The sequence below is a fragment of the Xylanimonas protaetiae genome, from assembly GCF_004135385.1.
GTDB lineage: Bacteria > Actinomycetota > Actinomycetes > Actinomycetales > Cellulomonadaceae > Xylanimonas > Xylanimonas protaetiae.
Window position 1 is genome coordinate 616,744 of sequence record NZ_CP035493.1, and the last position, 24,220, is coordinate 640,963.

At 74.0% G+C, this 24,220-nt stretch carries 25 protein-coding genes, 1 tRNA gene, 2 pseudogenes and 1 riboswitch; of the genes and pseudogenes, 14 read left to right on the forward strand and 14 right to left on the reverse strand.

The window, feature by feature from the left end; genetic code table 11:
• Nucleotides 1-26 precede the first annotated feature (26 nt).
• Nucleotides 27-929 carry a LysR family transcriptional regulator gene (locus tag ET471_RS02690; RefSeq protein ID WP_129186487.1) on the forward strand — a complete coding sequence of 301 codons (903 nt, stop codon included), beginning with the start codon at nucleotides 27-29 and terminating at the stop codon, nucleotides 927-929.
• Nucleotides 930-998: 69 nt separating this feature from the next.
• Here the strand turns inward: ET471_RS02690 and ET471_RS02695 are convergent, their stop codons facing one another.
• The 3 genes from ET471_RS02695 to ET471_RS02705 all read right to left on the reverse strand — a co-directional run bounded on the left by ET471_RS02695 (nucleotide 999) and on the right by ET471_RS02705 (nucleotide 2,757).
• Nucleotides 999-1,640 carry a winged helix-turn-helix transcriptional regulator gene (locus tag ET471_RS02695; RefSeq protein WP_129186488.1) on the reverse strand — a complete coding sequence of 214 codons (642 nt, stop codon included), beginning with the start codon at nucleotides 1,638-1,640 and terminating at the stop codon, nucleotides 999-1,001.
• Nucleotides 1,641-1,645: 5 nt separating this feature from the next.
• Nucleotides 1,646-2,080: a VOC family protein gene (locus ET471_RS02700; protein ID WP_129186489.1), complete on the reverse strand. Its 435-nt coding sequence runs from the start codon at nucleotides 2,078-2,080 to the stop codon at nucleotides 1,646-1,648.
• A 125-nt stretch (nucleotides 2,081-2,205) separates the two neighbouring features.
• Nucleotides 2,206-2,757: a DUF2231 domain-containing protein gene (locus ET471_RS02705; protein ID WP_129186490.1), complete on the reverse strand. Its 552-nt coding sequence runs from the start codon at nucleotides 2,755-2,757 to the stop codon at nucleotides 2,206-2,208.
• A 125-nt stretch (nucleotides 2,758-2,882) separates the two neighbouring features.
• On the opposite strand from ET471_RS02705, the gene ET471_RS02710 reads away from it, so the two are divergent.
• Complete coding sequence (locus ET471_RS02710) at nucleotides 2,883-3,464, forward strand: GNAT family N-acetyltransferase (RefSeq protein WP_242496391.1); 582 nt, start codon at nucleotides 2,883-2,885, stop codon at nucleotides 3,462-3,464.
• A 37-nt stretch (nucleotides 3,465-3,501) separates the two neighbouring features.
• On the opposite strand, the gene rhaS is transcribed toward ET471_RS02710, so the two are convergent.
• The 5 genes from rhaS to ET471_RS02735 form a co-directional block, all read right to left on the reverse strand.
• Nucleotides 3,502-4,539: a rhamnose ABC transporter substrate-binding protein gene (rhaS, locus tag ET471_RS02715; protein WP_129186491.1), complete on the reverse strand. Its 1,038-nt coding sequence runs from the start codon at nucleotides 4,537-4,539 to the stop codon at nucleotides 3,502-3,504.
• Complete coding sequence (locus ET471_RS02720; protein WP_129186492.1) at nucleotides 4,536-5,570, reverse strand: ABC transporter permease; 1,035 nt, start codon at nucleotides 5,568-5,570, stop codon at nucleotides 4,536-4,538. Before ET471_RS02720 ends, rhaS begins: the two co-directional genes overlap by 4 nt.
• Nucleotides 5,570-6,598, reverse strand: a complete 1,029-nt coding sequence (locus ET471_RS02725; RefSeq protein ID WP_242496392.1) for an ABC transporter permease — start codon at nucleotides 6,596-6,598, stop codon at nucleotides 5,570-5,572. Before ET471_RS02725 ends, ET471_RS02720 begins: the two co-directional genes overlap by 1 nt.
• A complete protein-coding gene (locus ET471_RS02730) occupies nucleotides 6,595-8,109 on the reverse strand; it encodes a sugar ABC transporter ATP-binding protein (protein WP_129186493.1) in 1,515 nt (504 codons plus the stop codon). Before ET471_RS02730 ends, ET471_RS02725 begins: the two co-directional genes overlap by 4 nt.
• A 132-nt stretch (nucleotides 8,110-8,241) precedes the next feature.
• Nucleotides 8,242-9,186 carry a LysR family transcriptional regulator gene (locus tag ET471_RS02735; RefSeq protein WP_129186494.1) on the reverse strand — a complete coding sequence of 315 codons (945 nt, stop codon included), beginning with the start codon at nucleotides 9,184-9,186 and terminating at the stop codon, nucleotides 8,242-8,244.
• A gap of 92 nt (nucleotides 9,187-9,278) precedes the next feature.
• On the opposite strand from ET471_RS02735, the gene ET471_RS02740 reads away from it, so the two are divergent.
• Together ET471_RS02740 and ET471_RS02745 are read left to right on the forward strand one after the other, a co-directional pair.
• The gene (locus tag ET471_RS02740; protein WP_129186495.1) at nucleotides 9,279-9,962 is read left to right on the forward strand and encodes a type 1 glutamine amidotransferase domain-containing protein; all 684 of its coding nucleotides are present in this window, start codon (nucleotides 9,279-9,281) and stop codon (nucleotides 9,960-9,962) included.
• A 62-nt stretch (nucleotides 9,963-10,024) separates the two neighbouring features.
• Nucleotides 10,025-10,993, forward strand: coding sequence for a VOC family protein (locus tag ET471_RS02745; RefSeq protein WP_129186496.1), 969 nt, complete (start codon nucleotides 10,025-10,027; stop codon nucleotides 10,991-10,993).
• On the opposite strand, the gene ET471_RS02750 is transcribed toward ET471_RS02745, so the two are convergent.
• Entirely contained in the window at nucleotides 10,990-11,565 is a 576-nt protein-coding gene (locus ET471_RS02750; RefSeq protein WP_129186497.1) for a GNAT family N-acetyltransferase, read from the reverse strand. The genes ET471_RS02745 and ET471_RS02750 overlap by 4 nt on opposite strands.
• Between ET471_RS02750 and ET471_RS02755 the strand changes: the two genes are divergently transcribed.
• The 3 genes from ET471_RS02755 to ET471_RS02765 are packed head-to-tail and all read left to right on the forward strand — an operon-like array spanning nucleotide 11,564 to nucleotide 14,210.
• Nucleotides 11,564-12,397, forward strand: a complete 834-nt coding sequence (locus ET471_RS02755; protein ID WP_129186498.1) for a CPBP family intramembrane glutamic endopeptidase — start codon at nucleotides 11,564-11,566, stop codon at nucleotides 12,395-12,397. The genes ET471_RS02750 and ET471_RS02755 overlap by 2 nt on opposite strands.
• On the forward strand, nucleotides 12,394-13,557 hold the full coding sequence (locus ET471_RS02760; protein ID WP_242496394.1) for a sensor histidine kinase: 1,164 nt from the start codon (nucleotides 12,394-12,396) through the stop codon (nucleotides 13,555-13,557). Before ET471_RS02755 ends, ET471_RS02760 begins: the two co-directional genes overlap by 4 nt.
• Nucleotides 13,554-14,210, forward strand: coding sequence for a response regulator (locus tag ET471_RS02765; RefSeq protein ID WP_129186499.1), 657 nt, complete (start codon nucleotides 13,554-13,556; stop codon nucleotides 14,208-14,210). The genes ET471_RS02760 and ET471_RS02765 overlap by 4 nt, the downstream gene beginning before the upstream one ends.
• 46 nt (nucleotides 14,211-14,256) lie before the next feature.
• Here the strand turns inward: ET471_RS02765 and ET471_RS02770 are convergent, their stop codons facing one another.
• Entirely contained in the window at nucleotides 14,257-14,511 is a 255-nt protein-coding gene (locus ET471_RS02770; protein WP_129186500.1) for a DUF2180 family protein, read from the reverse strand.
• A gap of 193 nt (nucleotides 14,512-14,704) precedes the next feature.
• On the reverse strand, nucleotides 14,705-15,700 hold the full coding sequence (locus ET471_RS18130; RefSeq protein ID WP_207207318.1) for a hypothetical protein: 996 nt from the start codon (nucleotides 15,698-15,700) through the stop codon (nucleotides 14,705-14,707).
• Nucleotides 15,701-15,748: 48 nt separating this feature from the next.
• Nucleotides 15,749-15,866, reverse strand: a riboswitch (SAM riboswitch).
• A 221-nt stretch (nucleotides 15,867-16,087) separates the two neighbouring features.
• On the opposite strand from ET471_RS18130, the gene ET471_RS02780 reads away from it, so the two are divergent.
• Nucleotides 16,088-18,613, forward strand: a complete 2,526-nt coding sequence (locus ET471_RS02780) for an OmpL47-type beta-barrel domain-containing protein (RefSeq protein WP_129186501.1) — start codon at nucleotides 16,088-16,090, stop codon at nucleotides 18,611-18,613.
• Nucleotides 18,614-18,756: 143 nt separating this feature from the next.
• On the opposite strand, the gene ET471_RS02785 is transcribed toward ET471_RS02780, so the two are convergent.
• From ET471_RS02785 to ET471_RS02795, 3 genes are all read right to left on the reverse strand, one after another.
• A tRNA-Ala gene (locus tag ET471_RS02785) sits at nucleotides 18,757-18,829 on the reverse strand.
• 72 nt (nucleotides 18,830-18,901) lie between these two features.
• Nucleotides 18,902-19,447 (reverse strand): GNAT family N-acetyltransferase, encoded by a 546-nt coding sequence (locus tag ET471_RS02790; RefSeq protein WP_242496396.1) that lies wholly within the window; start codon nucleotides 19,445-19,447, stop codon nucleotides 18,902-18,904.
• Entirely contained in the window at nucleotides 19,434-19,625 is a 192-nt protein-coding gene (locus ET471_RS02795) for a hypothetical protein (protein WP_129186502.1), read from the reverse strand. Before ET471_RS02795 ends, ET471_RS02790 begins: the two co-directional genes overlap by 14 nt.
• Before the next feature lie 125 nt (nucleotides 19,626-19,750).
• Here ET471_RS02795 and ET471_RS02800 point away from each other — a divergent pair, with 125 nt between their 5' ends.
• The 6 genes and pseudogenes from ET471_RS02800 to ET471_RS02820 all read left to right on the forward strand — a co-directional run bounded on the left by ET471_RS02800 (nucleotide 19,751) and on the right by ET471_RS02820 (nucleotide 24,107).
• Nucleotides 19,751-20,656, forward strand: a complete 906-nt coding sequence (locus ET471_RS02800) for an aminoglycoside phosphotransferase family protein (RefSeq protein ID WP_242496397.1) — start codon at nucleotides 19,751-19,753, stop codon at nucleotides 20,654-20,656.
• A 29-nt stretch (nucleotides 20,657-20,685) separates the two neighbouring features.
• A complete protein-coding gene (locus ET471_RS02805; protein ID WP_129186504.1) occupies nucleotides 20,686-21,099 on the forward strand; it encodes a TOBE domain-containing protein in 414 nt (137 codons plus the stop codon).
• Complete coding sequence (modA, locus tag ET471_RS02810) at nucleotides 21,096-21,860, forward strand: molybdate ABC transporter substrate-binding protein (RefSeq protein WP_129186505.1); 765 nt, start codon at nucleotides 21,096-21,098, stop codon at nucleotides 21,858-21,860. Before ET471_RS02805 ends, modA begins: the two co-directional genes overlap by 4 nt.
• On the forward strand, nucleotides 21,857-22,663 hold the full coding sequence (locus ET471_RS02815; RefSeq protein WP_129186506.1) for an ABC transporter permease: 807 nt from the start codon (nucleotides 21,857-21,859) through the stop codon (nucleotides 22,661-22,663). The genes modA and ET471_RS02815 overlap by 4 nt, the downstream gene beginning before the upstream one ends.
• Nucleotides 22,660-22,791, forward strand: a pseudogene (locus ET471_RS18330) (ATP-binding cassette domain-containing protein); the annotation flags it as partial. The gene ET471_RS02815 and the pseudogene ET471_RS18330, both read left to right, overlap by 4 nt.
• Before the next feature lie 249 nt (nucleotides 22,792-23,040).
• Nucleotides 23,041-24,107: pseudogene (locus tag ET471_RS02820) on the forward strand (sulfate/molybdate ABC transporter ATP-binding protein).
• Nucleotides 24,108-24,220 lie beyond the last annotated feature (113 nt).

The following is a 24,220-nucleotide window of genomic DNA, read 5'->3' on the forward strand; positions in this document are numbered from 1 at the left end:
GCCCGGCCCGACCTACGATCGCTGGGGTGCAGCTCCGGCAGCTCGAGTACTTCGTCGCCGTCGCGGACGAGCGTCACTTCGCGCGCGCTGCCGAGCGGTGCTTCGTGTCCCAGCCGGCGCTCTCGGCCGGCATCGCCAAGCTCGAGGCCGAGCTCGGCGTCGCGCTCATCCACCGCGTCCACACGTTCGAGGGCCTGACGCCGGAGGGTGAGCGCCTGCTCGGCTGGGCGCGGCGCATCCTGTCCGAGCACGACGCCCTCAAGGCGGAGGTCAGCGCGATGCAGCACGGCGTCGGCGGCACGCTGCGGCTCGGCGTCGGGCCGACGACGGCGACCGCGGCGGTCCCGCTGGTCCACGCCTTCTGCGAACGGCACCCCCTCGTGCGCGTGCAGGTGATCGAGCACCTCAACGCCGCGGAGATCCACCAGCACCTGCGCGACTTCGACCTCGACGCGGGCATCGCGTACCTCGCGCCGGGCGACCAGGCCGGGCTCGACGTCCGCGCCCTGTACGAGGAGCGCTACGTGCTCGCCGGGGTGCCCGCCCTCGTGCCGGACGGCGCCGAGCAGTCGACCTGGCCGGACGCCGCCGCCGCGCCCCTCGTGCTCCTCAACGAGCGGACGCGCGTGCGCCAGGTGATCGACGAGGCCTTCGCGGCCCACGGCCTCGAGGTCGACCCGCAGGTGGTCACCGGGAGCGTGGCCTCGCTCCTGGCGCTGGTCCGGGACGGGCAGTGGGCCACCGTCGTGCCCCACACCCTCGTCGGCCCGGCGGGCGGCCTGCGGACGCTCCCGCTGGTGGACCCTGAGATCACGGTCCCCGTGGTCCTCGCCGTCAACGCCGCGGCCCGCGACTCGGCCGCCGTGCGGGCTTTCGCGGCCGCTGCCTCGGCCGCGGCGCTGCGAGAGCGCCTGCGGTACGCCCGCTGACGCTGCGCGCCGCGGTCGGAGGTCTGCTGGGAGGATCGGGCCCCTCAGGCGCCGGCTCAGGCGGCCGTCTCAGGCGGCGAGGTGGAACGTGGTCGCGAAGCGGCCCAGGAGGTCGCCCGGCCCGTGCAGGACCTCGACGACGCCCGTCGCGATCGCGCGGTCCGGGGTGAGGTCGCCGGAGATGACCCGGTGGATGGCGGGGCCCGCGGCGAAGGCCAGGTCGGCCGGCCCGTCGCCGCGCGTCACCTCCAGCGCGGGGCCGTCGACCCGGACGAGCAGCCCGGCGGAGCCCACGCGGGCGGCGTAGGCGGTCGCGGGCAGCGTCGCGGCGACCTGCGGCCGGAACGCGGTGCGCAGCGCCATCGTCATCGAGTCCGGCGTGATGACCTGCTCCTCGCGGGGGTCGCCCAGCGCCTTGAAGCCCCACGCGCCGAGCGAGAGCACGACGGGCTCGAGCTCGCGCCCGTACGGCGTCAGCTCGTAGACGATGACGCGCGAGTGGGGCACCCGGCGGATGACGCCGGCCGCCTGCAGCTCCTTGAGCCGCGCCGCCAGGATGTTGCTCGGGATGCGCGGGAGCCCCGCGGCGAGCTCTCCGTAGCGGCGCGGCCCGACGAGCAGGTCGCGGACGATGAGCAGCGACCAGCGCTCGCCCACGAGCTCCAGGGCTCGCGTGATCGCGCAGTACTGCCCGTAGTCGCGCGCGGCCATCGACCTCAGGCCTGCTGGTTCGCGAAGGCCTCGGGGCCGTGCTCGGCGGCGGCCGGCTCCATGTAGCCGAACTCGAGGACGTTGCCGTCGGGGTCGGTGAGCTGGCGCTGGTACATGAAGCCGAGGTCCGTGGCCGGGCCCGGCTCGGCACCGCCCGCCGCCACGCCCGCGGCGACGGCGGCGTCGACCGCCGCGCGGCTGTCGAGGAAGATCGCCGTCGACGCCGAGACGGTCACGGCAGGGTCGCCGATCGGCCGCTCCGTGAACGTCTGGAAGTACTCGCGCACCAGGATCATGAAGTAGCTGTGGTCCTCCTCGACGACGACGCAGGCGGCGTTGTGGTCGGAGAAGAGCGGGTTGATGGTGAAGCCGAGCGCCGTGTAGAACGCCTTCGCGCGCTCCAGGTCGGTCACCGGCAGGTTGACGAACATCGCGGTCATCGTGTGCTCCCTCTCGTGGTTCCACCAGGGTTCCAGCAGCGAACGACGTCCACACTTGCAAAAACAAGTGCCCGGTCAAGACCCTCGCTCATGGTCGGCCGCGCGCTCCCGGCGCCGCTCGGGGCTCAGACCGTGGCGCCGCTCGCCGCGGGCTCGCCGCGACGCAACGTCAGGTGGCCGCCCAGGTAGCCGCTCGCGGTCACGGTCGCCCCGCCCGCGAGCGCCACCGCGACGCCCGCCCGGTGGTGCCCGCGCCGGCGCAGCCACCACGAGGCGCCGTACGTGAATGTCGCGGCCGCGTTCATCACCCCGTGGAGCGCGCCGACGCGGCTGGACTCGACGGACCGCAGGCCGCCCCAGTCGGCGAGCCCGCTCAGCGCCGTCGGGATCGCGGCGACGAACCCCGCCCCGACGAGCCGCTGCGCGGCGTCGGCATGACGTCCCGCGCCGGTGAGGTCGAGGACGGCGGAGCTCAGCCACAGCCCGAGGGGCAGGTCCGTCAGCAGCGGGTGCAGCGGGTGGCCGAGCGAGCGCCCGCGGAGCTCGTCGAGCACCCGCCCGGGTGGCAGGGAACCGGCGAGCCGGCGGTACCAGGACCGCAGCCCGTCGAGGCGCGCGTCCTGCTCGAGCCCCTCGGCCGTCCGGGCCAGGGCGCTGTGCGGTGCGTCTGTCGTCATGGGTCCCTCCCCGCCGACTCGTGCCCCTCGTCCCGAGGCCGCACGGCCAGCGTAGGTCGGTGCGCGGGGCGGCGCAGCGGGCCGCCGGCTTGACCTCGCGCGGGCGCACCCGTCAGGTTGTGCGGGTGACGGCTCCTGGCAAGCGCGTGCTGCGCAGCGACCACCCCGACGCGGCGACCCTCCTGACGGACGGGTGGTCCGTGGTCGCGCGGTCCTGGGGCGCGGGCCTGCGTGCCGCCGACGTCGACGACGCCCGGTTCCGGGCGGCGCTGGTCCCGGGCGTCCGGGAGCTCGGCGCGGGCGACGCCGACGCCGTCCTGCGGCTGGACGCCGCCACGGCGGACGACTACCCGGGTGACGTCGCCAGCGCGCACGCGCCGCTCACGCCCGCGACCGCGACCCCGGACGGCGCCCGGCGCGCGTGGGGTGCGTTCGACGGGGAGTCGCTCGTCGCCATGACCTTCGCCGACGTCGCGGGCACCCACGCGGAGACGGACTTCACGGTCGTCGCGGCGAGCGCGCGCCGGCGCGGGCTGGCCACGGCGGTCAAGGCCGCGTCGGTCCTGGCGCTCGTCGCCGAGGGCGTCGCCACGTTCCGCACCGGCGGGTCCGCCGACAACGCGGGGAGCCTCGCCGCGAACCGCGCGCTCGGCTACGTCGTCGACGAGGAGTGGTGGACGCTCGCCGCCCCGGCGCCCGGCAGGTGAGCCTCCGGCCGGTGGGCCCGGCCGGAGGCCCGGGCCGTCAGAAGTTGAACTGGTCGATGTTGTCCTTGTTGAACCGGAACGGGTCGCCCAGCAGCACGGTGGCGTCCGCCCCGACCGTGAAGTCGCCGAGCTTGCCGGCCGTGAAGGTGCCGCCCTCCTTGCCCGTGATCTTGCCGCTGACCAGCGCGTCCGCGGCAAAGGCCGCGAGGTAGCCGAGGTCCTCGGGGTTCCACAGGGCGAACTCGGTGACGGTGCCGTCGGCCACGTAGTCGCGCATCTGGTTCGGCGTGCCCAGGCCGGTGAGGGCCACCTTGCCCTGGGACGACGACGTCGAGAGGTAGCGGGCCGCGGCGGCGATGCCCACGGTGGTGGGCGAGACGATGCCCTTGAGGTCGGGGTGCGACTGGAGCAGCGCCGCGGTCTTGTCGAACGAGGTCTGGTCGTCGTCGTTGCCGTACACGGTGTCGACCAGCGTGATGTTCGGGTGGTCGGCGAGGTCCTTCTTCATCATCTCGATCCACGCGTTCTGGTTGGTCGCGTTCGCGCTGGCCGAGAGGATCGCGATCTCGCCGGCGTCGCCGATCTGCTCCGCGATCATGTCGACCTGCACCTTGGCGATGCCCTCGGCGGTGGCCTGGTTGACGAACAGGTCACGGCACGACGCGTCGGTGTCGGAGTCGAACGTGACGACCTTGGTGCCGGCCTGACGCGCCTCGTCGAGGGCGTCGCAGATGGCCTTCGGGTCGTTCGCGGACACGATGAGGGCCTTGGTGCCCTGCTGCGCCGCGGTGTTGATGAACGGCACCTGCGCGTCGGGCGAGCCGGTGTCGGGGCCCACCTCGGAGAACGTGCCGCCGAACTCGGACGTCGCCGCCTTGGCACCCTTGGTGCTCGTGTCGAAGTACGGGTTGCCGAGGTTCTTCGGCAGCATGACGACGGAGACGTCGCCGCCCCCGCCGGAGGCGCCGCCGGACGCGCCGCTGTTGGCGTTGCTGCCCGAGGAGCAGGCGCCCGCGGCGAGCACGACGGCGAGGACCGCGGCCGGAGCGACAGACCGCTTCATGGTGAACTTCATCGTTCTTCCCTTCCTGGCTGTGGCTGTGCTGGAGCAAGGGGGCTGTGCTGGCGGCGCCGGACGAGCCAGCCGAGCACGCTCGTGGAGAGCACCGACGCCACCAGCAGCGCGCCGATGATGATGTTGATGACGTTGACGGTCACGTTCTCCAGCCGCAGCGCGCTGGAGAGGACGCCGATGAGCAGGACGCCGGCGACGACGCCGTGCAGCGCGCCGCGCCCGCCGAAGATCGACACGCCGCCCAGCAGCACCGCGGCGACCACCTGGAGCTCGAGGCCCGTGGCGTTGTCGCCGCGCGCGGTGCCGTAGCGCAGCGTGAAGAAGACGCCGGCGAACGCGGCGACGGCCGCTGTGAGGACGAACAGCACGAGCTTGGTGCGCGCGACGGCGACGCCCGAGAAGTGGGCGGCGTCGGTGCTCAGGCCGATGTCGTAGATGCCGCGGCCGAACGGGGTGAGGTGCAGGAGCACCGCGAAGACGGCGACGAGCACCACGATCGGGACCACCACGAGCGGCAGCTGGGTCTGGCCGATGCGCGCCGTCGCGAGCTCGGTCCACCGGTCGGGGAAGTCCGTCACGGCCCGGGTGCCGAGCAGCCCGACGGCGATGCCGCGGAAGAGGGCCAGCGTGCCGATCGTGACCGCGAGCGAGGGCAGCCCGACGTACGCGACGAGGTAGCCGTTGAGCGCCCCGCACACCGCCCCGACCCCGAGCGCGGCCAGGGCTGCCGCGGGGACGGGCCACCCGGCGTCGACGAGCACGCCCACCGTCACGCTGCTCAGCCCGACGACGCTCGCCACCGACAGGTCGATCTCCCCCGTCGCGACGACGAGCGTCATCGGCAGCGCGACGAGCAGGATCGGCGCGGTGTCGAGCAGCAGGTAGGGCAGCGTGAGCGGGCCCGTGAAGTTCGGCACGCGGGCCACCGAGTACACGACCACGCCGGCGAGCACGGCCACGACCGCCATCTCCCGCGTCAGCAGCACGCGCTGCCACAGCGGCCGGGCGTGGGCGGGGTAGGTGCGGGCCATCAGGCCTCCCTCGCGTCGGCGAGCCTGCGGGCGGTGCGGGCCGCGAGCACGCGGTCGAGCACGATCGCGCCGAGGATCAGGACGCCGACGACGGCCTGCTGCCAGAACTCGGAGATGCCGAGGATCGGCAGCGCCCGGTTGATGGTCACGAGCAGGACGGCGCCGAGCGCGGCGCCCCAGACGGTGCCGCTGCCGCCGAAGATCGCGACGCCGCCGATGACGGCCGCCGCGACCGCCTGGAGCTCGAGCCCGAGGCCGGCGCCCGAGCTGATGGTGCCGTAGCGGGCCGCGTAGAACACCCCGGCCATCCCGGCGAGCGCGCCGCTCAGCACGAACGCGCCGAGCACGCGCCGACGCACCGGGAGGCCGAACAGCAGGGCGGCGTCGGGGTCGGACCCGATGGCGTAGAGCTCGCGCCCGCCCCGGGCCGTGTGGAGGTGGTACCCGACGGCCGCGAGCACGACGACGGCGATCATCGTCAGCACCGGGATGCTGGCGAGGGTCTTCGTGCCGAGCGCGAGGAACCCGTCGGGCAGGTCGGACGCGTTGACGCGGTCGCTGCCCGCCCACGTGAGCACCACGCCGCGGTAGACGTAGAGCGTGCCGAGCGTGATGACGAGCGCGGGCACCCTGCCCAGCGAGACGAGCAGCCCGTTGACGAGGCCGAGCGCCCCGCCGGCGAGCAGCCCGGCGACGAAGACGGCGACGACGGGCAGCCCGGGCTGGGCGATGAAGAGCCGCCCCGTGAGGTAGGCGGTGAGCGCGAGCACCGACCCGACCGACAGGTCGACGTTGCGCGTGATGATGACGACCGCCTCGCCCACGGCGAGCAGCATGAGGATCGACGGCGTCAGCAGCAGGTCGCGCCAGCTGTTCTCGCTGAACAGGAAGGCGTCGGTCCGGACGGTCGTCCCGGCGACGAGCAGCAGCAGCACGATGACGATGGCGAGCTCGCGCGAGCGCAGCACGGTGCGCACGGCACGGCGGGCCGGCGACAGCCGGCTGGGGGCGACGAGCTGCTCGGTCACGGCTGGTGCTCCAGGGTCGCGGTCGCGGCGTGCATGACGGTCTCCGGGGTGGCCTGGTCGCGGGGCACGTCCGCGGTGATGCGGCCTTCCGCGACGACGAGCACCCGGTCGGCCATCCCGAGCACCTCCGGCAGCTCGGACGAGATCATGAGGATGGCGATGCCCTTCCCGGCCAGCTCGGACAGCAGCCGGTGCACCTCGGCCTTGGTGCCGACGTCGATGCCGCGCGTCGGCTCGTCGATGATGAGCAGCGTGGGCTCGGTGGCCAGCCACTTGGCGATGACCACCTTCTGCTGGTTGCCGCCGCTCATCGTCGAGCCGTGCATGTCGAGCGCGTTGGTCTTCACGTCGAGGCGCGCCGCCCAGGGCGCGGCGGCGCGGGACTCCCGGGCCGAGGTGAGCAGGCCCCAGCGCGCGATGCGCGAGCGCACCACGGCGGTGACGTTGCGCGCGACGCTCGCGTCCGTGACCAGCCCCTGCTGGCGCCGGTCCTCCGGCACGAGCGCCATGCCCGCCCGTACGGCCGCGAGCGGGCTGCCGGGTGGCACGTCCGTGCCGTGCAGCCGGACCGTCCCGGCGTCGTACCGGTCGACGCCGAAGACGGCGCGGGCGATCTCGCTGCGGCCCGCCCCGACGAGCCCGGCGAGGGCGACGATCTCGCCCGCGCGCACGTCGAACGACACGTCGTGGAAGACGTCGGCCCGCTCCAGGCCGCGCACCTCGAGCACGACGTCGCCCACGGGCGCGGGCGTCTTGGGGAACAGGTCGTCGACGGTGCGGCCCACCATGTGGGTGACCACCTGCCCCACCGTCGTGTCGGCGACGGGCGACGTGCTGACGTAGGCGCCGTCGCGCATGACCGTGACGGTGTCGCACAGGTCGAACACCTCGTCGAGGCGGTGCGAGATGAAGACGAGGGCCTTGCCCTCGTCGCGCAGGCCGCGGGCGACCTGGAAGAGGCGGCGCACCTCGACGCCCGAGAGCGCCGCGGTCGGCTCGTCCATGACGAGCACGTTCGCCTCGAGGGAGATGGCCTTGGCGATCTCGATGATCTGCTGGTCGGCGATGGAGAGGCCCGCGGCGGGGCGCAGCGGGTCGAGGTGGACGCCGAGGCGGCGGAACAGCTCCGCCGACTGCTCGCGCATCGCCGCCCGGTCGATGCGGCGCCCGGACCGCAGCGGCTGGCGGCCCATGAAGATGTTCTCCATGACGCTGAGGTCCGGGAACAGCGTGGGCTCCTGGTAGATCACGGCGATGCCCGCGGCCTTGGACTCGGCCGTCGTCGCGAAGTCGACGTCCTGGCCGTCCAGCCGGAGCTCGCCCGCGTCGCGGCGGTAGAGGCCGGACAGGATCTTGACCAGGGTGGACTTGCCGGCGCCGTTCTCGCCGACGAGGGCGTGGATCGACCCGGCGTGGACCCTCAGCGACCCCGACCTCAGCGCGACGACCGGGCCGAACGCCTTGCGGATGTCCACGAGCTCCAGCACCGGCGGGGTGCCGTTCGCCGCCATGCGGCCTCCTTCGACAACGCTGTCGGTAAGCGGAGAGTAAAACGATTCAATGCCGCCCCACAAGGGCGCGACGCCCGCGAGGGTTCCGAGCATGGCGGCCCGGCGGCGCGCCGGGCGGGCGACACGCCGCCGTCACCGCCACGTGCCGGTGGCGGCGAGCAGCGCCCGCCGCACCCGCGCCGGGTGCGCGCGCCCCGGCGACCCGTCGTCCGACGCGGGGCGGCGCACCAGGTACGTGGTGCTGACGGGCGGGTCCGGCGGGTCGAGGAGGAGGACCAGGCGGCCGTCGGCGAGCTCGCGCTCGCACAGGTAGCGCGGCAGAGCCGTGACGCCGGCGCCGGCGCAGGCCGCCGAGCGCAGGGACCGCAGGTCCGGGGAGACGAGCGCGGGCTCGCGTTCGAGGCGCTGCCCGAAGACGTGGCGCCAGTAGCGGCGCGTGATCGGCAGGTCGGTCGCGTAGGCGAGCAGCGGGACGGGGTCCAGCGCCGCGGGCCCGTCCCGCTCGACCGCGGCGCCGTCGACGACGCCGGGTGCGGCGACGAGCACGAGCTCCTCGTCGCCGAGCAGCTCGGCGACCAGCCGCCGGCCGGGCGGCCGTGACGTGGCGACGACGAGGTCCAGGCGCCCGGACCGCAGGAGGTCGAGCAGGTCGGTCGTGACGCCGGGGGTGACGTGCACGCGGACGCCGGCCGCCACGTCCGGGCCGAGGGCCGGCAGCGCCACGTGCGCGAGGAACTCGGCCGGGCCGCCGAGGCGGACCGGGCGCTCGGCCGCGACGCCGTCGCGCGCGGCACCGCCGTCGTGGGCCGTGGCGAGGACGGCGCCGAGCGCGTCGAACGGCGCGGCGAGGCGCCCGGCGAGGTCGTCGGCGCGGGGCGTCGGGACGACGCCGCGGGCGCCGCGCTCGAACAGCACCTCGCCCAGCGCGCGCTCGAGCGCCTGGAGGTGCCCGGTCACGGTGGGCTGCGCGGTGCCCAGGGACCGGGCGGCCGCGGACACCGACCCGGCGCGGTGGACGGCGACGAAGCTGCGCCACAGGGTGAGGTCACCCAGCCCATCGGAATCCTGATGGCTCACATCGGCAGGGTAACGGAAGCGCGATCGCCGGCGCCCGGTTGACCTGGCTGCCGGGCGGCACCGTGCACGCCCCACCAAGCGAGGAGTCAGCCATGTCGACCATCCTGTTCGTCGTGACCAGCGCGCGTACCTGGACCCTGAGCGACGGCACCGAGCACCCGACCGGGTTCTGGGCCGAGGAGCTGCTCACCCCGTACCGCCTGCTCACGGCCGCTGGCCACCGCGTCGCGTTCGCGACGCCGGGCGGCGTGGCACCGGTGGTCGACGAGGCCAGCCTGTCCCCCGCCGCCGCGGACGCGAAGGCCGAGCGCTCGCGCCTCGCCGCCGTCCCGGGCCTCGACGCCCCGCTCGACGTCGCCGACGTCGACATCGCCGACTACGACGCGCTCTACTACCCGGGCGGGCACGGTCCCATGCAGGACCTCTCGTCGGACGCCGCGTCCGGACGGCTCCTCGTCGCGGCCCTGGACGGGGACGTGCCGCTGGGCATCGTGTGCCACGGCGCCGCGGCGCTCGTCGCGGCGACCCGCCCCGACGGCAGCGCCGCCGTCGCCGGACGCCGCCTGACGGCGTTCTCCGACGCGGAGGAGAAGCAGGCAGGCCTCGCCGACTTCGCACCCTTCCTCGTCGAGTCACGGCTGCGGGAGCTCGGCGCGGACGTCGACGTCGCCGACCCGTGGAGCGACCACCACGTCGTCGACGGCAGGCTCGTCAGCGGGCAGAACCCGCAGTCGAGCGCGTCCGTCGCGCGGGCGCTCGCGGCGCTGCTCGCGTGAGAGCGAGCCCGGGGGGCGCCAGGTGGTCGCCGTCGCGACGACCGCCCTGGAACACTCTGCGGATGACGAGCGGCGCAACCATCCAGGAGATCTCCTTCGACTGCCGGAACGCTGCCACGTTGGCGTGCTTCTGGGGCAACCTGCTGGAGCGTCCATGGGGCTGGCGCCCTGCACCCGGCGGCGTCGTGGACGCCGGCAGCACGCATCTGCTGTTCCAGGTGGTGCCCGAGCCGAAGAACTCCCCGAAGAACCGGCTGCACCTCGACGTCGAGGTCGACGACCTGGCCCAGGGCGTCGCCCGCGCGGAGTCGCTCGGCGCGACACGGCTCGACGAGTTCTACGACGAGGACGGCGATGGTTTCGTCGTGATGCACGATCCGGAGCAGAACGAGTTCTGCGTCGTGTCCCAGCCCGGTGGCGGCTGGTCCAGGCTGCTCGCCAGCATCGCGACGTCGCCCGGCGTCGACCCGTACGCCCTGCCGCCCGTCCTCCGGACGGCGAGCTTCACTCTCCGCCGGGTCCGCGAAGACGACGCGGAGGACCTGCTCGCCTGCTACGCGGCCCCGGAGGCCTGGCCGTTGTTCAACACCGACCACTGCACGTCCGACTTCCGCTGCGTCAACACGGAGCAGGTTCAGGAAGCGATCGCGTTCTGGCTCACCGACGGAGAGGCGAACCGGTACCTGCGGTTCGCGGTCGTGGACCGGACGAGCGGCACGGCAGTCGGCACGCTGGAGATGTTCGGCCGGCCCGCCGACACGTGGAACGACGTCGCCTGGGGCCTGCTCCGGCTGGACCTGGCGCCCGCGTTCGAGACGCCCGAGCACCTGCGCGAGCTGTTCGCCCTCGCTGACGGGTTCTTCGACCTGTTCGCCGTGGAGCGCATCCTCACCCGCGTCCCGGGGCACACGCCGCGGCACGAGGCGGCGCTCGGCGCCGCGTTCGCACCGTTCGACTGGAGCCGCCCAGGATCGACGGGTGCGTACCTGGCGAAGACGCGCAGAAGCAGGCCGGCTCTGCCGCGTCCCTAGGCGTCGGCCGCCTTCACCCAGCGGCTCCAGTCGTCCTGGGCCACGTAGCCCGCGGCACTCCACAGCGACTGGCCCAGCTCGTTGTGGTCGAGGACCATCGCGCTGAACCGCTCGGCGCCCAGCTCCCGGAACCGGGCCTCGGCGAGCTGGACCATGCGGCGCCCAAGGCCCCGCCCGCGCAGGCCCGGCTCCACCGCGAGCCGGTAGAGGTTGGCACGCCAACCGTCCCAGCCGGCGACGACCGTGGCGACGATCCTGCCGTCGAGCTCCGCGACGATGACGGCCTCGGGGTCCCGGGCGACCAGCCGCCGGACCAGGTCGGGCCGGTCCGAGGGCCGGGACGCGTTCTCGCCCGCCCGCAGCCAGAAGCCGACGAGCTCGTCGACGTCGGCGAGGGTCGCGGCACGGAAGGTCAGGGGATCCACGCGGGGCAGTCTCGCATCCGCCGGCCGTGGGCCGCGACAAGGCCCTGGACGCGCCACCCGGGCCGCCTGTCCCCCGTCGGAGCTACCGCGGATCGTCCACCCCAGGGCGATGTGACGAGAGCGGCCCGTCCCTAGCGTCGAGGACATGAAACTCCTCGCGCAGATCCTCGCCGTCGTGGCGATCTCCTTCGTCGGAAGCCTGGCCCTCGGCGCCGTGGCCTCCAGCGCCTGGCTCACGCTCGTCGTCGGCGTAGCGGTGGCCGTGGGCGCCGTGCTCGGCTACGGCTGGGTGGTGCGCCGCACCGAGCGGCGTCCCGCGTCCGAGGTGAGCCGGTCCGGCGCCGTCTCGGGGCTCGGCTGGGGCACGCTCGCCGGCGTCGCCCTGTTCACGCTGGTCATCGCGGCCATCGCGGCGCTCGGCGACTACCGGGTCTCCGGCCTGGGCTCGCCGAGCGGCGCGCTGGGGCTCGTCGGGATCATGGCCATGGCCGCGGCGACCGAAGAGCTGCTGTTCCGCGGCGTCCTCTTCCGGCACGTGGAACGCTGGTGCGGCACCTGGGTCGCGCTCGTCGCGACGGGGCTCGTCTTCGGCCTCGTCCACCTGTCCAACCCCCACGCCACGCTCGCGGGCGCGATCGCCATCGCCGTCGAGGCCGGTGGCATGCTCACCGCCGCCTACGTCGCGACGCGGCGGCTGTGGCTCCCGATCGGGCTCCACCTCGGCTGGAACTTCGCCGAGTCCGGCATCTTCAGCACCGAGGTGTCCGGCAACGGCACGCACACAGGCCTCCTCGACGCGACGATCTCGGGACCGGTCCTCGTGACCGGCGGCGAGTTCGGGCCCGAGGCCAGCCTCTACGCCGTGGTCCTCTGCCTAACGGCAGCGGCCGCGCTCCTCGTCGTCGCCCGACGACGCGGCCGTCTGGTGCCGATGCGGCTCCCCCGGCGTCGAGCCGTGGCCGCTACCCTCTCCCGGTGAGCGTTCTGGCCGAGAGCCGGCGCCGTTGGCGCCGGCTCCCCGTCGTCGTGCGAGACCTCGCGCCAGGGCTGGCGCTCCTGGTCGCCTCGCTGGTGCCCGCGCTCCGGCCGCACGGCATGCAGCTGGGCGACCTGCCTACGCGCCCGCTCGACGCGCTGGCCGCGGTCGCGCTCGCCCTGGAGTGCCTGCCCCTGGCGCTGCGACGGCGGTGGCCACTGGCGAGCCTCACGCTGGTGACGGGCGGCTTCGCCCTCGACCAGCTGCGCGCGTACCACCTGGTCACGGGCGCCGCGCTGGCGCTGTCGCTCGCGAGCACCGGGCTGCACCTGGAGCGTCACCGTCGCGCGACCGCCGCCGCCACGACCGCCGCGTACCTCGCCCTCGCAGCAGGGCTCACGCTGCGAGGCTCCGACGAGGGGGTCACGGGGTTCGTCACCTTCTTCCTGCTCGGCGTGCTCGCCTGGGTCGGCGGAGCCTGGCTCCGTGCGGCCCGCGCCGGAGAGGCCGAGCGGCGACGGCACGTCGCCGACGACGCGCTCGCCGCGGAACGGACGCGCCTGGCCCGAGAGCTCCACGACGTCGTGACCCACCACGTGACGGCGATGGTGGTGCAGGCCCAGGCCGCCCGCTACCTCACCGCGACACCCGACCGGCTCCAGCAGGCGCTCGACGCGATCGCGGACACCGGCCGGCTCGCCACCACCGACCTGCGGGACCTGCTCCACGTGCTGGACCCGCACCGCCCGGCCGCGGCCGGCGCGGGCAAGGCTCCATCGGTCGACGACATCGGCGCCCTGGTCGACCAGGCACGCCGGGCCGGGCAGCCGGTCGAGCTGACCCAGGACCTCGGCGCCACGACGGCCGCAGGGAGCGCCGGGCTCGCCGCCTACCGCGTCGTGCAGGAAGCCCTGACCAACGCCCTCAAGCACGCCCACGGCAGCCGCACGGTCGTCGTCGTCCACCAGCACGAAGAGGAGATCACCGTGGAGGTCGGCACCGACCCTGCCACCGCCCCGAGCCCGGCACCCGCCGGAGCCGGGCGCGGCCTGACCGGGCTGCGCGAACGGGTGGAGGCGCTCGCGGGAGAGCTCTCGGCCGGCCGGCGGCCCGACGGCGGCTTCGTCGTGCGGGCCCGCATCCCCCGGGCGAGCCGCTCGTGACCGCGGCCGTCCGGGTGCTGGTCTGCGACGACCAGGCGCTCATCCGCACCGGGTTCGCCACCATCATCGACGCCCAGCCCGGCCTGGAGGTCGTCGGGGAGTGCGGCGACGGCCGCACGGCGGTCGACCTCGCCCGCCGGCTCGCTCCGGACGTCGTCGTCATGGACGTCCGCATGCCCGTGCTCGACGGCATCCAGGCCACCCGCCTGCTCGCGGGCGCCGGCGTGGCGCACCCCGTCAAGGTGCTGGTCGTGACGACCTTCAACCTCGACGAGTACGTCTACGAGGCCCTGCGCGCCGGGGCCAGCGGCTTCCTGCTCAAGGACGCATCCACCGACCAACTGCTCCACGGCATCCGCACGATCGCCACCGGTGCCGCGCTCCTGGCTCCCGAGGTCACCCGGCAGCTCGTCGGCAGGTACGCCGCCCGCATCCGCCCGGCGGAGGCGGGGCCGGACGACGCCCTGACCCCGCGCGAGCTCGACGTGCTGCGCCTCGTGGCCGAGGGGCTGTCCAACAGGGAGATCGCGGACGCGCTCGTCATCAGCCCCGAGACCGTCAAGACGTACGTCTCGCGCATCCTGGCGAAGCTCCAGCTGCGCGACCGGGTGCAGGCGGTCGTCTACGCGTACCGACGCGGGCTGGTGACCTGACGGCGCGGTACGGGTGCGCCGCCGAGGGGACGTCGTCCTCAGGGCGTCAGACAGCGGGCACGAGCGCGGCGTCGACCCGCTCGGCGAAGCCGTTGTCCACGACGTACCCGTCGGCACACGCCCGGCAGAACAGGCGACGACCCGGCAGCCGCCTGGTCGAGGGGTTGCCCGGGCTCGTCACGGGCTCCGCCTGGTGGCCCGAGAGCGTGTGCTCGAGGCAGATCCCGGCACCGCAGCTGGAGCACACCGCCACGGCATCGGCCATCGCCGTCGCCTCGCTCGCACAGTCGAAACAGCGCATCACCACTCCTTGTCCTCGGCTTCCAGTCGGACACCGTAGCGGCGTGGCGGATCGTGCACGGAGCGTGTCGCTGGATGACGCACGACGACGACGTCGGCGCGACTGGGTCGGTCCCGCGTTCGAGAGGTTCCGGGCCCACGGAAGGCCGCTGACCAGGACGTTCCTCCTGGCCAACGGCCTTCTGAGGCGGGCCTCAGTCGGCGCGGTGCCGCTTCGTCCGCAGCCGCGCGTCGGTCGGCTGGCGGATCAGGTCGTCGTCGCCCGTCTCGCGCGGGACGAGGGAGAACCCGTCCGGCGTCTGCGGGTCGTAGAGCACGACGGCGTTGACCTCGGCGACATGGCGGAGCCAGCTGTCGAGACGGCGCTGGTCGGTCTCGCGCAGGTCGAGACCGGCCCTCCGGCGTGCCTCGACGCGCAACATCGCCAGGTTGTAGTTCGACCGGTGCTGGAGCGCGACCTCCCACGGGATGAGCTGGTCGTCGCGGGCGATGCGGGGCTCGAGGCCGCGCCGGAGCCTGACGTTCGACCACATCGCCAGGCCGGTCTCGATGCCGTACTTGCGCCGGTACTCCTCCTGGATCCAGCGGTAGGTGCGACCCTCCTCGATCCAGCGGATGACCTCGCGCTCGTCGACGATCTTGGTCGGTGCTGCCACAGCCTGTGCTCCCTTCTCGGTCGGGCTGGTCTTGACGTCGGCGGCGGACGCCTGGGTGTCGTTCGGTGGCGCTGAGGGGCAGTCGTGGTGGGCGCACCACGCGCGCGCCTCGGTCAGGTCGGTGGTCTCGGCGGCCACGCCGCACGACCCGCACGAGGCGAGGTACGGTGCACCGTCGTCGTCCTGGGCGACATAGACGGTCAGGTGCTCCCACCGGTGATCGCGGTGGCCGGTCCTGGCGTGGAGACGCTCGGGCATCTGGAGGACCAGACCGCAGGTGCACACGCGCCGGCCTTCGAGCCGCGTCCAGACGACGAGCCGGTGCACCTGCTCCTCTCGCGCGACGACGACGGCCTCCAGGGCAGCCCTGTCAGCCGCGGCCTGACGTCCGAGCGCCGCGTCGTCGAACATGAATGCTGCCCAGTCGGCCTGGTCGCTGCGCAGCCGAGACCCGCCCACGTCGACCACGCGGGGGTCGTACCGGTGGTCGCCCACCCGGTAGTCGTACCTGGACCCGGGGGTGTACTTCGTCATGCGTCCCTCCGTCGTCGGAAGGCTCACCCCGCGTTGCTGCGAGGTGCTGCCCCGTGCTTGGCCGACGTCGGACGACGTCGACCCGGGTCTTCTCCGGAAGGCACCGTGTCGGGAACGCGGTTGCCGTCAGCCCACGTCCGGAGGCGTGCGGGCTGAGCTCGTGACCTGGTCGCAGAACGTAGCAGACGACGCCGACAGGACGGCGCGGGTCAGGGCCGGCGTGCGGGACTGCGCCCGGACTTCACCCGGGCACCCGGCCGCGTGCGCGCCTCGGGGTTCCGCTCTCTCGTCCGATCGCCCGGGCCCTACGGGTGTCAGGTATCACCTGGGCGGGCCACCGCTCCTTCCACTCGCGGGCGTCCTGGCCCGCCCGTTCAAGGAGCACCCATGGCTGCGCGCAGTGTCACGATCAAGATCCAGAACGACTTCGACGTCGCCTTGTTGACCGACCACGACAGCATCCAGCACGGCACCTGGGGCACCGCGCTGCCGCCGCGTATCGAGCCCGGCACCACCGGCCAGGGGGTGGCGGAGTCGGACGGCGTCATGACGGGCACCGAGGGCACCGTCTGGTACCGCCTCGACATCCCGGGATCGACCGGTCTCGTGCGGTTCCACTGGGACAACCCTTACGTGGGCAGTAACAACTACGACCAGGGCGGTCCCGCGGTCGTGAGCGTGGTGCGTGTCGGCGACGGCGCCGGCAACGACTCCACCGCGCACTGGGTCGTGGCCGACGCCTCGACCACCGGCGACGGCATCCCCGACGCCTGGAAGACCGCCGGGGCGACGATCGACCCCGGCGGTGGCGTCGGCCCGCAGTTCGTCGACCTGCCCGCGATGGGCGCCACGGTCGGCAAGCCCGACCTGTTCGTCCACCTGGACTGGATGGAGGACGGCACCCACTCACACCGACCCAGCGACGCGGCGATCAAGCTAGTCGTCGACGCCTTCGCGGCGGCGCCCTACATCGCCCGTAACGGCGCGGTCGGCATCAACCTGCACGTCGACGCCGGCCCGAGCAGCATCATGAGCTTCGGAACCGGAGCCACCTGGGGTGGACTCAGCCGGGCGGCGGCGGTCGGCGAGGTCACCCAGCTGGGCACCGGGACCGTCGACGCCGACAACGGCCTTGTCGACTACGACTGGACCGAGTTCGACAAGCTCAAGAACCGCACGGGCGGCGTCGTGAAGTCCGGCCGCGCGCCGATCTTCCGGTACGCGGTCGCGGCGCACCAGCTGGCCTCGGCCGGCAACAGCGGCGTCGGCCGGCAACCGGGGTCGGACTTCATCGTCAGCCTCGGCACGTTCGCAGGCGTCACCGACATGCAGACGGCTGGCACCTTCATGCACGAGCTCGGCCACAACCTCGGGCTCGACCACGGCGGCACCGACGGCGTGAACAACAAGCCGAACTACCCGAGTGTCATGAACTACGTCTGGCAGTTCTCCGGGATCAGTCGCGGCGGCGTGTTCGTGCTCGACTACTCCCGAGTCGCTCTCGCGTTGCTCAAGGAGGCCGCGCTCAACGAGACGGTCGGGCTCGGTCCCGGCGCGATCGGCTACGCGACGGCCAAGTGGGTCCCTGGCGTGGGAGGGGCGTCGGGCGCGTTCGTGAACGTCGCCAACGCCGCCGGACCGATCGACTGGGACGCCGACGGCGTCGCAGACAAGCCCACGGTGCCCTTCGATGTCAACGGCGACGGCACTCAGGCCGATCTGCAGCCATGCAACGACTGGCTCAACGTCAGACTCCGGGGCGGCGCGATCGGCGCCGGTGGCTACACGCCGCCGCCGATGGTCACCTCCGTCCCGCGAGAGCTGACGCCGGCAGACCAGGCGCGCATCCTGCCGCCGGACGGTACCGCGCCGGTGACGACGGCGAGCGTCTGGCCCATGCCGAACGCCGCTGGCTGGAACCGGACCGCCGTCACTGTCACGCTCACGGCGACCGACGACATCTCAGGCGTCGCGCGCACCGTCTACGACGTCGACGGCGTCGGGCCGACGACGTACATCTCGCCCGTGCCGATCGGCGCCGAGGGTGTGCACCCGTTGGGGTTCTCCTCGATCGACCACTCCCAGAACGCGGAGACGCGGCACGAGACCACGGTCAGCCTGGACCTCACCGCGCCCGAGGTGGTGATCAGCTACGACCCGCACGCCGACGATGTGGTCGTCGAGGGTCGCGACGGCCTGTCGGGTGTCGTCACGAGCCCGGTCGTGCCCGTGAGTCGGTCCGACGTCGAGTGGACGCCGTTCGGCTCCGACGTCGCCGAGCTCCGGGTCTACGAGGTGCGCGACCACGCCGACAACGTCACCACGCTCTACCTCAAGATCCGGTGCTCGCCGTTCGCGTACGAGGCGAGCGTGCTCGCGCTGCGGTACGACGACGACCGGCGTCGCGGCCACGCACGCGAGGAGCAGCCGCTGGCGGAGGTGGCCGAGCCTCGCCTGGAGGACCGAAACAGCTCGCGAGCACCGCGGAACACGATGGTGTTCGAGCGGCTGGTCGGGCGGAGCGCGGCGGTTCCGCTGCTGGGGGTGCGCCAGCTCGTCGCCATCGGCGAGGGCGATGCGCGCCGGACGGTGAAGGCTCGCTGGGACGCGCTCGACGACTACACGATCCTCGTCCGCGAGTCCGGCACGGGGTCGTGCGGGCCGTGCCGACAGGGCCGGGAGCGGGACGAGCGCGAGCAGGAGGAGCGCGAGCGGGAGCGTCGTCGGTCCGGGTGCTGCTGCGACGACGAGGGCGACGGTGACGAAGGGGCTGACGAGGACGGGAGCGACCACGGCGGCAGCGACAGCGCCGATGCACCGTGCGGCCCGACCGTGGTGTCCGAGACCGACCTGCGGGGACTGCTCGTGCTGCACGTGATGTCCGAGGACGGGCGGTTGCACGTGCTCGAGTAGCGCTCCCTCCACGCCGTTCTCGGCGTGCAGGGAGAATCTCACGTGGAATCACGGTCGTTCAGGCCCTCTCGCTGGAGGACCTCCGGGGAACGTCGAAGGCCGCTGACCAGGACTTTCATCCTGACCAACGGCCTTCCAAGGAGTGGAGCTAGGGGGATTCGAACCCCCGACCTTCTCATTGCGAACGAGACGCGCTACCAACTGCGCCATAGCCCCAAGGTGCGCCCTAGGTTAACACCCGACGGCCCGGGTTCTCCAAATCGCCTGCGACGCCGCGCGCACGGGCGGTCACGGCGCGCGCCGCTCCACAAGGATCGTGTCGCGCCACTGCCCGGCCAGGGGCCCGTAGGTCATGAGCCCGATGCGTTCGCGGCGGCCGACGACGCGGAACCCGTGCGTGGCGTGCAGCCGCAGGCTGGCGGTGTTCTCGGGGAAGATGCCGGACTGGAGGGTCCAGGCTCCGGCGTCGTCGGCGGCGGCGACGAGCGCGTCGAGCAGCAGGCCGCCGACGCCGCGTCCGCGGGCGGCGCGCGCGACGTAGAGGGAGTGCTCGACGACGCCGCGGTACACCTCTCGGCTGGAGACAGGTCCGGCCGCGGCCCAGCCGACGACGTCGTCACCGGTCGTGGCGACGAGCCGCAGGGCAGGGTGCTTGGCGGCGTCGAACTCCGCCCAGGTGGGCGGAGTGGCCTCGAAGGTGGCGTGGCCGCCGGCGATGCCCTCGCGGTAGACGGCCTCGACGGCGGGCCAGTCGGCGGGCGCGAGCGGCCGGACGGCGACGGTCGTCGCGTCGCCGCCGGTCGACGGCACGAGCGCGGGCTCAGCCGGCGTCAAACCTGTCCTCGCCGGTCCGGTCCGGGTCGTCCACGGGGGACGCGCCCAGCTCGCCGCGTGCGGCGCGCTCCATCTTCTCGACGAAGCTCTCTTCCTCCACCACCTCGGTCACCACCACCTCGGTCGCGGTGATGACGACCTCGGTGACCTCGTCCTGCTCCGTCCCGTTCCCGCCCATCGTGGACCCCCTCGTCTCGTCTTCCCACGGTAGCCATGGATCGGGGCGTGCGACATCGCAGCGCGAACCTCGCATCCCCCAGAATGAGGTGCCCTCCACAACCCCGGGCGGGCACAGTGGGACGCGTGACCGTCCCCTCGATCGACGAGGCCCTCGTCGCCGGCCTGATCGCCGACCAGTTCCCGCAGTGGGCCCGCCTTCCCGTGGTCGCGGCGTCGCCGCAGGGGTGGGACAACCGGACGTTCCGTCTCGGGGACGCGCTCGGCGTGCGCCTGCCCAGCGCGCCCGGCTACGCGCACCAGGTCGCGCAGGAGCATCGCTGGCTGCCCTTGCTCGCGTCCCGGCTGCCGGTCCCCGTCCCGCGGCCGCTCGGCCTGGGACGCCCGGGGCGCGGCTACCCGTTCGCGTGGTCCGTCAACGCCTGGCTCGACGGCGAGGTGCTCTCGCGGTCCGACGCCGTCGACCGCGTCGTCGTCGCGCGCGAGCTCGCGCAGTTCCTCGTGGCGCTACGGGGCGTCGCCGCCGACGACGGGCCACCCGCCGGACCGCGGACCTTCTACCGGGGCGCCGACCTGGCCGTCTACGCCGACCAGGCCCGAGCGGCGATCGCGGTCCTCGGTGCGGCGGGTCACGACCCGGTGGCCCTGCGCGCGGTCCTCGACCGCGCCCTCGTCTCCCGCTGGGAGGGCGGTCCCGTCTGGTTCCACGGCGACGTCGCCCCCGACAACCTGCTCGTCGCCGGAGGCCACCTCGCGGGCGTGCTCGACTTCGGGTGCAGCGGCGTCGGCGACCCGGCCTGCGACCTCGTCATCGCGTGGACAGCGCTCGACGCCGCGTCCCGGCGGGTGTTCCGCGACGCCGTCGGCCTCGACGACGCCACGTGGGACCGGGCGCGGGGCTGGGCCGTGTGGAAGGCGGCCATCACGCTCGCCGACCCCACGTCGGGCCGGGACCGTGTCCGAGAGCAGCGTCGGGCGCTGCGGGAGATCCTGGCGGACTCTCCGCAGATGCGGTCTCTCACCGCGTCCTGACCCGCGTTCACGGGAGTATCGTTCGCACCATGCCGACGATGCGGATCAGGGATGCCGCCATGCACCTCGGGGTCAGCGACGACACGGTGCGGCGGTGGGTCGACCGCGGCCTGCTCGCCACCACCACCGACGACGCCGGGCGCATGGTCGTCGACGGCTACGAGGTCGCGATGGTCGCACGGCAGCACGCGACGCCCCCGGAGCTCCCGGCCGGCCTCGCGAGCTCGGCCCGCAACCGGTTCGTCGGCCTCGTCACGGACATCCGGACGGACACCGTCATGGCCCAGGTGGAGCTCCAGTGCGGCCCGTTCCGCGTCGTCTCGCTGCTGAGCAGCGAGTCGGTGCGCGACCTCGGCCTCGAGCTCGGGTCGGCGGCCGTGGCGACCATCAAGTCGACCCACGTGGTGGTCGAGACGACCAAGGACGACAGGGGCGCGGCATGAGCAGGCGCGTGGCGGTCGTGGTCGCGACGACGGCCCTCGTGGCCCTTTCCACCGCGGGGTGTGCTCACGCCGACGCCGAGGCGGACTCGCCCGCCACCCTGACGGTCTTCGCCGCCGCGTCCCTCAAGGACGTGTTCACGCAGCTCGGCGCGTCGTTCGAGGCCGACCACCCCGGGGTCACGGTGGCGTTCAGCTTCGCCGGATCCTCCGACCTGGTCGCGCAGCTCCAGCAGGGCGCCCCCGCCGACGTCTTCGCCTCCGCGGACACCGCGAACATGGACAAGGTGGTCGCCGACTCCCTCGTGGCCGCGCCCGTCGACTTCGCCACCAACACGCTCACGATCGCCGTCCCGCCCGGCAACCCCGCCAAGATCGCCTCGTTCGCCGACCTGACCGCCGACGGCGTCCAGCTCGTCGTGTGCGCCCCGCAGGTGCCCTGCGGGCGCGCGACCACGAAGGTCGAGGAGTCCACCGGCCTCGACCTGCACCCCGTCAGCGAGGAGCAGTCCGTCACCGACGTGCTCACCAAGGTGATCGCCGGCGAGGCCGACGCCGGCCTCGTCTACGTCACCGACGTCCAGGGCGCGGGCGACCGCGTCACCGGGGTCCCGTTCCCCGAGTCGGCGTCGGCCGTCAACACCTACCCGATCGCCGTGCTCGACGACGCCGCGGAGCCCACGCTCGCGCGGCAGTTCGTCGACCTGGTGACGAGCCCCGCCGGGCAGCAGGCGCTGGCCGAGGCGGGGTTCGGGGCGCCATGACCCGAGCGCGGCCGCGCGGCACGACGACGGCGACGACCCTGCCCACCTGGGCCTACGCCCCGGCCGCGGTCGGCGCCGCGCTCGTCGTGCTGCCGCTCGTCGCGATGCTCACGCGCGTCCGGTGGGCCGACCTCGGGACGCTGCTGACCAGCGAGTCGTCGCTCACCGCACTGGTCCTGAGCCTGCGCACCTCGCTCGCGGCGACGGCCCTGTGCGTCCTGCTCGGCGTGCCGATGGCGCTCGTCCTGGCCCGCACGCGGTTCCCGGGCCGCGACGCCGTCCGCGCCCTCGTGCTGCTGCCGCTCGTGCTGCCGCCCGTCGTCGGCGGCCTCGCGCTGCTGTACACGTTCGGGCGCCGCGGGCTGCTGGGGCACACGCTCGACGTGCTCGGCGTCCAGGTCGCGTTCTCCACCACGGCCGTCGTGCTCGCGCAGGCGTTCGTCGCCCTGCCGTTCCTCGTGCTCAGCCTGGAGGGCGCGCTGCGCACCGCCGGCGACCGGTACGAGGTGGTCGCCGCGACCCTCGGCGCGCGGCCCTCGCGCGTGCTGCTGCGCGTCACGCTCCCCCTCGTCGCCCCGGCGCTGGCGTCCGGCACGGTGCTCGCCTTCGCCCGCGCGCTGGGCGAGTTCGGCGCGACGCTCACCTTCGCGGGGTCGCTCCAGGGCGTCACGCGCACCCTGCCGCTGGAGATCTACCTCCAGCGCGAGACCGACCCCGACGCCGCCGTCGCGCTGTCCCTCGTGCTCGTGGTCGTGGCCGCGGCCGTCATCTTCCTGACCTACCGCCGTCGGGCCGACGCATGAGCGGCCTCGCCTTCGCCGCCACCATCCCCGAGCGCGGCTTCGACGTCGCCCTCCACGTGCCCGCCGGGCGGACGCTCGCGCTCCTCGGCCCGAACGGCGCCGGCAAGTCGACGCTGCTCGCCGCCGCGGCGGGCCTGCTGCGGCCGGCCGAGGCGCGCATCGTGCTCGACGGGCGCGCCCTGGCCGTCGAGTCCGCTGGTCCGCGGCGGGCGGACACGGCCCGACCCGGGCGTCGCGGCGTCGCGGCTCGTCGTCACGACGGCGACGGCGATGGCGATGGCGATGGCGACGCCGTGCCTCGCGGCGCAGCGGTTCGTCGTCGCGACGACGACGACGGCGACGGCGACGGCGACGGCGACGGCGACGAGCGTCGCGGCGTGCCCCGCCCCGGCGCCGCGCGGACCTGGGTGCCGCCGCACGCGCGCGGCGTCGCCCTGCTCGCGCAGGACGCGCGCCTCTTCCCGCACCTGTCCGTCCTGGACAACGTGGCCTTCGGCCCGCGCAGCACGGGCGCCACCCGCGCCGCGTCCCGCGCGGCGGCGCACCGCTGGCTGGCCGAGGTGGGCGTCCCCGACCTCGCCGAGCGACGACCCGCCCAGCTCTCCGGCGGCCAGGCGCAGCGCGTCGCGATCGCCCGGGCGCTCGCCGCGGAGCCGCGGCTCCTGCTCCTCGACGAGCCGCTCGCCGCGCTCGACGTCGACGCTGCCCCGCCGTCCGCCACCTCCTGCACCGCGTGCTGGCTGGCCGCACCGCCGTCGTCGCCACGCACGACGTCCTCGACGCGCTCCTGCTCGCCGACGACGTCGCCGTGCTCGACGGCGGCCGCGTCGTCGAGCACGGCCCGACGCACGAGGTGCTGCGCCGCCCCCGCTCGGCGTTCGCCGCCCGCATCGCGGGCCTCAACCTGCTCACCGGCACCTGGGACGGCACCGGGCTGCGCACCACGGAGGGCCTGCACGTCCAGGGCCTGCTGGGAGAGGCACCGGCCGTTGGCGAGGCGCTGGCCGCTGGAGAGCCGACCGCCGGAGAGCCGGGCGACGGGGGTCCGGACGACGGGGGTCCGGGCGAGGCTGGACCGCGCAACGTGGGCCCGTGGGGGGCCGAGCCGGACGACGTCGGTCGACGCAACGCCGGCCCACGCGACGCCCGCGCCGGCGAAGCCCACGATCCTCTCGCCGCACCGCTCGCGGCTGGGGCACCCGCCGTCGCTGTGTTCCGCCCCGCCTCCGTCGCCGTCCACACGTCCCCCGTGACGGGCTCGCCGCGCAACACGTTCGCGCGCGCCGTCACGGTGCTGGAGCCGCACGGCGACGTGGTCCGCGTCCGCTGCGGCGACCTCGCCGCCGACATCACCCCCGCCGCCGCGACGGAGCTCGCGCTCGTCCCGGGGATGCGGGTCCAGCTGGTCGTCAAGGCGGTCGAGGTCCGGATCTACCCGGCCTAACCCCCGTTTCGATGTCGTACTTCGTTGCGCTCTGGACGCCATAACGCAACGAAGTACGACATCGAAAGGGAGGGGGTGGCCCGAGACCGGGCCGGCCGGAGAGCGTCGGGCGG